General features: G+C 64.3%; 5 protein-coding genes and 2 pseudogenes. All 7 read left to right on the top strand.

Annotated elements, in window-relative coordinates; all coding sequences use genetic code 11:
- Nucleotides 1–123, top strand: a pseudogene (locus tag G3436_RS28345) (hypothetical protein); the annotation flags it as partial.
- Between the two features lie 8 nt (nt 124–131).
- Nucleotides 132–1,259, top strand: a complete 1,128-nt coding sequence (locus tag G3436_RS17810; RefSeq protein ID WP_163947545.1) for an acyl-CoA dehydrogenase — start codon at nt 132–134, stop codon at nt 1,257–1,259.
- A 14-nt stretch (nt 1,260–1,273) separates the two neighbouring features.
- Nucleotides 1,274–2,047: an enoyl-CoA hydratase gene (locus tag G3436_RS17805; RefSeq protein WP_163947543.1), complete on the top strand. Its 774-nt coding sequence runs from the start codon at nt 1,274–1,276 to the stop codon at nt 2,045–2,047.
- Between the two features lie 122 nt (nt 2,048–2,169).
- Nucleotides 2,170–3,688 (top strand): annotated as a pseudogene (gene exaC, locus G3436_RS17800) (acetaldehyde dehydrogenase ExaC).
- Between the two features lie 110 nt (nt 3,689–3,798).
- The gene (gene pqqA, locus G3436_RS17795; protein ID WP_020289857.1) at nt 3,799–3,870 is read left to right on the top strand and encodes a pyrroloquinoline quinone precursor peptide PqqA; all 72 of its coding nucleotides are present in this window, start codon (nt 3,799–3,801) and stop codon (nt 3,868–3,870) included.
- A gap of 126 nt (nt 3,871–3,996) precedes the next feature.
- On the top strand, nt 3,997–5,160 hold the full coding sequence (ercA, locus tag G3436_RS17790; RefSeq protein ID WP_163947540.1) for an alcohol dehydrogenase-like regulatory protein ErcA: 1,164 nt from the start codon (nt 3,997–3,999) through the stop codon (nt 5,158–5,160).
- Nucleotides 5,144–6,826, top strand: coding sequence for a PAS domain-containing hybrid sensor histidine kinase/response regulator (locus G3436_RS17785; protein ID WP_163947537.1), 1,683 nt, complete (start codon nt 5,144–5,146; stop codon nt 6,824–6,826). The genes ercA and G3436_RS17785 overlap by 17 nt, the downstream gene beginning before the upstream one ends.
- Nucleotides 6,827–6,919 lie beyond the last annotated feature (93 nt).

Genomic DNA, 6,919 nt, shown 5'->3' with positions numbered 1-6,919 from the left:
GGCGCACGCATCCTGGTGACCTTGCTTGCGGCCCTGCGCCAGAACGGCCTGCGCCGCGGCATCGCGGCCATCTGCATCGGTGGCGGCGAAGCCACGGCCATGGCCGTCGAGTGTCTGAACTGAGGTGCAGCATGCTAGTCAATGACGAACAACAGCAAATCAGCGACGCCGTCCGCCAGTTCGCCCAGGAGCGCCTGCGCCCCTTTGCCGAGCAGTGGGACCGCGAACACCGTTTCCCGCGTGAGGCCATTGAAGAGATGGCCGAACTGGGCCTGTTCGGCATGCTGGTGCCGGAGCAGTGGGGCGGCAGCGATACCGGTTATGTGGCCTACGCCATGGCCCTGGAAGAGATCGCCGCTGGTGACGGTGCCTGCTCGACGATCATGAGCGTGCACAACTCGGTGGGTTGCGTGCCGATCCTGAAATTCGGCAGCGAGCAGCAGAAACAGCAGTTCCTGATGCCGTTGGCCAGCGGGGCGATGCTCGGCGCCTTTGCCCTGACCGAGCCGCAGGCCGGTTCCGATGCCAGCAGCCTGAAGACCCGTGCACGCCTGGACGGCGACCACTACGTGCTCAATGGCTGCAAGCAGTTCATCACCTCGGGGCAGAATGCCGGCGTGGTCATCGTGTTTGCTGTCACTGATCCGGCCGCTGGTAAACGTGGCATCAGCGCCTTTATCGTGCCGACCGACTCGCCCGGTTACCAAGTGGCACGGGTCGAGGACAAGCTCGGCCAGCATGCCTCCGATACCTGCCAGATCGTCTTCGACAACGTGCGGGTGCCGCTGGCCAACCGCCTGGGCGAAGAGGGCGAAGGCTACCGGATCGCCCTGGCCAACCTGGAGGGCGGGCGGATCGGCATTGCCTCGCAAGCGGTCGGCATGGCCCGCGCGGCCTTCGAGGTGGCCCGTGACTACGCGCGCGAGCGCGAGAGCTTCGCCAAGCCGCTGATCGAGCACCAGGCGGTGGCCTTCCGCCTGGCCGACATGGCCACGCGCATCGCCGTGGCGCGGCAGATGGTGCATCATGCCGCCGCCTTGCGCGATGCCGGGCGCCCGGCGCTGGTGGAGGCGTCGATGGCCAAGCTGTTCGCCTCGGAGATGGCCGAGAAGGTCTGCTCCGATGCCTTGCAGACACTCGGCGGTTATGGCTATCTGAGCGACTTCCCGCTGGAGCGTATCTACCGCGACGTGCGGGTGTGCCAGATCTACGAAGGTACCAGCGACATTCAGCGCATGGTCATTGCGCGCAATCTTTGAAGGGAGCAGCTTGCATGAGTTTTGAAACCATTCTGTTGGACGTCCGTGACAAGGTCGGCCTGATCACCCTTAACCGGCCGCAGGCGCTCAATGCGCTGAATGCCCAGATCGTGCGCGAGCTGAACCTGGCACTCGACCAGCTCGAAGCCGATCCGAACATCGGTTGCATCGTGCTGACCGGCTCTGAAAAGGCCTTTGCCGCAGGTGCCGACATCAAGGAAATGGCCGAGCTGACCTACCCGCAGATCTACCTGGACGACCTGTTCAGCGACAGCGACCGCATCGCCAACCGGCGCAAGCCGATCATCGCCGCGGTGTCGGGCTTTGCCCTGGGCGGCGGCTGCGAGCTGGCACTGATGTGCGACTTCATCCTGGCGGGCGACAACGCCAAGTTCGGCCAGCCGGAAATCAACCTGGGGGTGCTGCCGGGCATGGGCGGTACCCAGCGCCTGACCCGTGCGGTGGGCAAGGCCAAGGCCATGGAACTGTGCCTGAGCGGGCGCATGATGGGTGCAGAGGAGGCCGAGCGTGCCGGCCTGGTGGCGCGCATCGTGCCCAAGGAGCAACTGCTCGAGGAAGCCCTCAAGGTCGCGGCGCAGATCGCGAAGAAATCCGTGCCGGTGGCCATGATGGTGAAGGAGAGCATCAACCGCGCCTTCGAGGTCAGCCTCTCGGAAGGCGTGCGCTTCGAGCGGCGGGTGTTCCATGCGGCGTTCGCCACCGAAGACCAGAAGGAAGGCATGGCCGCGTTCATCGCCAAGCGCGAAGCGCAGTTCAAGGACCGCTGAACAACTACTACCAAATGACGAGCCGTCCCCTGCCAATGGGCCATTCGTGCGGGCGGGCGCGCTGACTAAGATCGGATCACTGCCTGTCACTGCGACAGGCCTGGATCAACAGAGGCCCGATCATGATCTACGCAGCGCCCGGCACTCCAGGTGCCCTCGTCAGCTTCAAACCCCGTTATGGCAATTACATCGGTGGTCAATTCGTCGCGCCGCTGGGTGGGGAATACTTCAGCAACAGCTCCCCGGTGAACGGCCAGTTGATTGCCGAGTTTCCGCGTTCCGGCGCCGCCGACATCGAGGCCGCGCTGGATGCAGCCCATGCCGCCGCCGACGCGTGGGGCCGTACCTCGGTGCAGGACCGTTCGCGCATTCTGCTCAAGATCGCCGACCGCATCGAAGCGCATCTCGAAGTGCTGGCCATCAGTGAAACCTGGGACAACGGCAAGGCCATTCGCGAAACCCTGAATGCCGACGTGCCGCTGGCCGCCGATCATTTCCGCTACTTCGCCGGCTGCATTCGCGCGCAGGAAGGCGCGCCGCCGAAATCAACGAGAACACTGCCGCCTATCACTTCCATGAGCCACTGGGTGTGGTCGGGCAGATCATCCCGTGGAACTTCCCGCTGCTGATGGCTGCATGGAAACTGGCGCCCGCTCTGGCTGCTGGCAACTGCGTGGTGCTCAAGCCTGCCGAACAGACCCCGCTGTCGATCACCGTGTTCGCCGAGCTGGTGGGTGACCTGCTGCCGCCGGGCGTACTGAATATCGTGCAGGGCTTCGGGCGTGAAGCCGGCGAGGCACTGGCCACCAGCACGCGCATCGCCAAGATCGCGTTCACAGGCTCCACCCCGGTCGCTCGCACATCATGAAGTGCGCCGCCGAGAACATCATCCCGAGCACCGTGGAACTGGGCGGCAAGTCGCCGAACATCTTCTTCGAAGACATCATGCAGGCCGAGCCGAGTTTCATCGAGAAAGCTGCCGAAGGCCTGGTGCTGGCGTTCTTCAACCAGGGCGAAGTGTGCACCTGCCCGTCGCGGGCGGTGGTGCAGGAGTCGATCTACGAGCCCTTCATGGCCGTGGTCATGAAGAAGATCGCCCAGATCAAGCGTGGCGATCCGCTGGACACCGAGACCATGGTCGGCGCGCAGGCGTCTGCCCAGCAGTACGAGAAGATCCTTTCGTACCTGGACATTGCGCGTGAGGAGGGCGCCCAGGTGCTGACCGGTGGCAATGCCGAGAAACTCGAGGGCAACCTGGCGACCGGCTACTACATCCAGCCGACCCTGCTCAAGGGCCACAACGGCATGCGCGTGTTCCAGGAAGAGATCTTCGGCCCGGTGGTCGGCGTGACCACCTTCAAGGACGAGGCCCAAGCGCTGGCCATTGCCAATGACACCGAGTTCGGCCTGGGCGCCGGCGTATGGACCCGCGACATCAACCGTGCCTATCGCATGGGCCGCGGGATCAAGGCCGGCCGCGTGTGGACCAACTGCTATCACCTGTACCCGGCGCACGCCGCGTTCGGTGGCTACAAGAAGTCCGGGGTGGGCCGCGAGACCCACAAGATGATGCTCGACCACTACCAGCAGACCAAGAACCTCCTGGTCAGCTACGACGTCAACCCGCTGGGTTTCTTCTAGCGCCCGGGGTGGTGGTGACACAGCAGTGCCAAAGTAGCATTCGACCTGCGCCGGCAACGGTGTATTAATAGACGCGCCGCAATCCTGTGGCGCCAGAAGAGGATGGACTTATGTGGAAAAAACCCGCGTTCACTGATCTGCGTATCGGTTTTGAAGTGACCATGTACTTCGCCAGCCGTTGATCCCTCTTGCGCCGGTACCTGCTTGCAGGTACCGGCGCTGCCTTGTACAGACCTGCCGATGGTCTGATTGCAATCCCCACCTGATGCTTTAGGCTGGCGCTATCTTAAAAAACAAGAAGGCGTTGCATGAGCCCGAAACTGAGCCAGTTGCGTAAATTCGTCTCGCCCGAAATCATTTTTGGCGCCGGCTGCCGGCACCATGTGGCCAACTACGCCAAGACCTTTGGCGCACGCAAGGTACTGCTGGTCAGCGACCCCGGCGTGATCGCCGCCGGTTGGGTCGCTGATATCGAGGCCAGCCTGCAGAGCCAGGGTATCGACTACTGCCAGTACCACGACATATCACCCAACCCGCGGGTCGAAGAGGTGATGGCGGGGGCCGAGCGCTACCGCAGCGAACAGTGCGATGTAATCGTCGCGGTGGGCGGCGGCAGCCCGATGGACTGCGCCAAGGGTATCGGCATCGTGGTCGCCCATGGCCGCCACATCCTCGAATTCGAAGGCGTCGACACCATCCGCGTGCCGAGCCCGCCACTGATCCTGATCCCGACCACGGCAGGCACTTCGGCCGATGTGTCGCAGTTCGTGATCATCTCCAACCAACAGGAGCGCATGAAGTTCTCTATCGTCAGCAAGGCGGTGGTGCCTGATGTGTCGCTGATCGACCCGGAAACCACCCTGAGCATGGACCCGTTCCTGTCGGCCTGTACCGGCATCGACGCGCTGGTGCACGCCATCGAGGCCTTTGTGTCGACCGGCCACGGGCCGCTGACAGACCCCCATGCGCTGGAGGCGATGCGCCTGATCAATGGCAACCTGGTGCAGATGATCGCCAACCCGCTCGACATCGCCCTGCGCGAGAAGATCATGCTGGGCAGCATGCAGGCCGGGCTGGCCTTCTCCAATGCGATCCTGGGGGCGGTGCATGCCATGTCGCACAGCCTGGGCGGTTTTCTCGACCTGCCCCATGGCCTGTGCAATGCCGTGCTGGTCGAGCACGTGGTGGCGTTCAATTACAGTGCCGCGCCCGAGCGCTTCAAGCTGATTGCCCAAACCCTGGGTATCGACAGCCGCGGCCTGAACCACAACCAGATCCGCCAGCGGCTGGTCGAGCACCTGATTGCGCTCAAGCACGCCGTGGGCTTTCACGAAACCCTGGCGCTGCACGGGGTGGGCAGCAGCGATATTCCGTTCCTGTCGCAGCACGCCATGCACGACCCGTGCATCCTGACCAATCCGCGTGTCTCCAGCCAGCGTGATGTCGAGGTGGTCTATGGCGAAGCCCTCTGAGCCCGGCGCGGACGCGCTGGCCGGGCTGCTGGGGCTGAGCAACCACACCGTACGCAAAAGCCACTACCCGGAGCTGGCAGCACGCCTGGATGAGCTGGAAACCGAGCGCAAGCGCTACTCGTGGCTGTTCGAGCATGCCGTGCATGGCATTTTCCAGGCCAGCCTCGAAGATGGCCTGCGCGCGGCCAACCCGGCACTGGCGCGCATGCTCGGGTACGCCGATGCGCAAGCCGTGTTGTTCTCGCGCCGTGACCTGGCCAGCCACCTGTTTGTCGGGGGCCAGGCCGAGCTGCTGGAGATCGCCGAGGTGCTGCAGCGCGAGCAGGCCCTGCTGGGCTACGAGACGCAGTTGCGGCGCAAGGACGGCAGCAGTATCGATGTGCTGATGAACCTGTTGCTGCGCCCGGACGAAGAAGGTGTGGTCGAAGGCTTCGTTGCCGATATCACCGAGCGCAAGCTGGCCCAGGAGCGCCTGCAGCAGCTCAATGACGAGTTGGAGCAGCGCGTCGCCGAACGTACCAACCAGCTGATCGAGGCGCGGGACGCGGCCCAGGCCGCCAACCGCAGCAAGGACAAGTACCTGGCGGCCGCCAGCCATGACCTGCTGCAACCGCTCAATGCCGCACGGCTGCTGATTTCGACCCTGCGTGAGCGGCAGTTGCCGGCTGCCGAACAGCTACTGGTGGAGCGCGCGCACCAGGCGTTGGAGGGCGCGGAAGACCTGCTCAGCGACCTGCTGGATATTTCCCGGCTGGACCAGGCGGCGATCCGTCCTGACCTGGACCTGTACTTGCTGGACGATGTATTGGCGCCGCTGGCGTCGGAGTTCCAGCCGGTCGCCGCAGCCGAAGGCCTGGGCCTGAGGGTGCGCAGCGGGCGGCAGGTGATACGCACCGATGTGCGCCTGCTGACGCGCATCCTGCGCAACTTCCTCAGCAATGCCTGCCGCTATACCGAGCGCGGGCGCATTCTGCTGGGGGCGCGCCGGCGCGGTGACCAGTTGCGGCTTGAGGTATGGGACAGCGGTCGCGGTATTGCCGAAGACCGCCTGGAATCGATTTTTCTCGAGTTCAACCAGCTCGACGTGGGGCGCGCCGCCGATCGCAAAGGCGTGGGCCTGGGCCTGGCGATCGTCGAGCGTATCGCCCGCATTCTCGACTATCCGGTACAGGTGCGCTCCTGGCCGGGGCGCGGCTCGGTGTTCAGCATCGATGTGCCCCTGTCTGCCGAGCGACATACCCCGGCGGTGCAGGTAGCTGCGCCGTTGCCGGGGGTCGGTGACCCGCTGCCGGGGCGCCGCCTGCTGGTGCTGGACAACGAGCTGAGTATTTTGCAGAGCATGGCCGCCTTGCTCGCTCAATGGGGCTGCGAGGTGTTGACGGCAACTGACCGTGACAGCGCCTTTGACGTATTGCAGGGGCGTGCGCCAGAGCTGGTGCTGGCCGACTTTCATCTCGACCACGGTGTGACCGGGTGCGAAGTGGTGCGCGACCTGCGGGTGCATTTCGGCGTGGCGATCCCGGCAGTGATGATTACCGCTGATCGCAGCGACCAGAGTCGGCGTGCGATGCAGCGTCTGGGGGCACCACTGCTCAACAAGCCGGTGAAGCCGGGCAAGCTGCGCGCCGTATTGAGCCAGTTGCTGGGGGAGGCCGCAGCGCGATAAATGCCTGCAGCACCCCTGCGGACGGTTTTTTTTGCTATAAAGGCCGCCCTCGGGGGGACTTCACACAAGCCTGAGGGGCTTTTCGGACAAAAC

The sequence above is a fragment of the Pseudomonas brassicae genome (genome assembly GCF_010671725.1).
In the GTDB taxonomy this organism is placed as follows: Bacteria; Pseudomonadota; Gammaproteobacteria; order Pseudomonadales; family Pseudomonadaceae; genus Aquipseudomonas; species Aquipseudomonas brassicae.
Note: the sequence above shows the minus strand (reverse complement) of the source record. Positions and strands in the feature narration are given on the sequence as shown.

Excerpts from the sequence above, each read along its gene's own strand:
- G3436_RS17810 (WP_163947545.1), top strand. The coding sequence starts at position 132 with ATGCTAGTCAATGACGAACAACAGCAAATCAGCGACGCCGTCCGCCAG.
- ercA (WP_163947540.1), top strand. The coding sequence starts at position 3,997 with ATGAGCCCGAAACTGAGCCAGTTGCGTAAATTCGTCTCGCCCGAAATC.
- G3436_RS17785 (WP_163947537.1), top strand. The coding sequence starts at position 5,144 with ATGGCGAAGCCCTCTGAGCCCGGCGCGGACGCGCTGGCCGGGCTGCTG.
- G3436_RS17805 (WP_163947543.1), top strand. The coding sequence starts at position 1,274 with ATGAGTTTTGAAACCATTCTGTTGGACGTCCGTGACAAGGTCGGCCTG.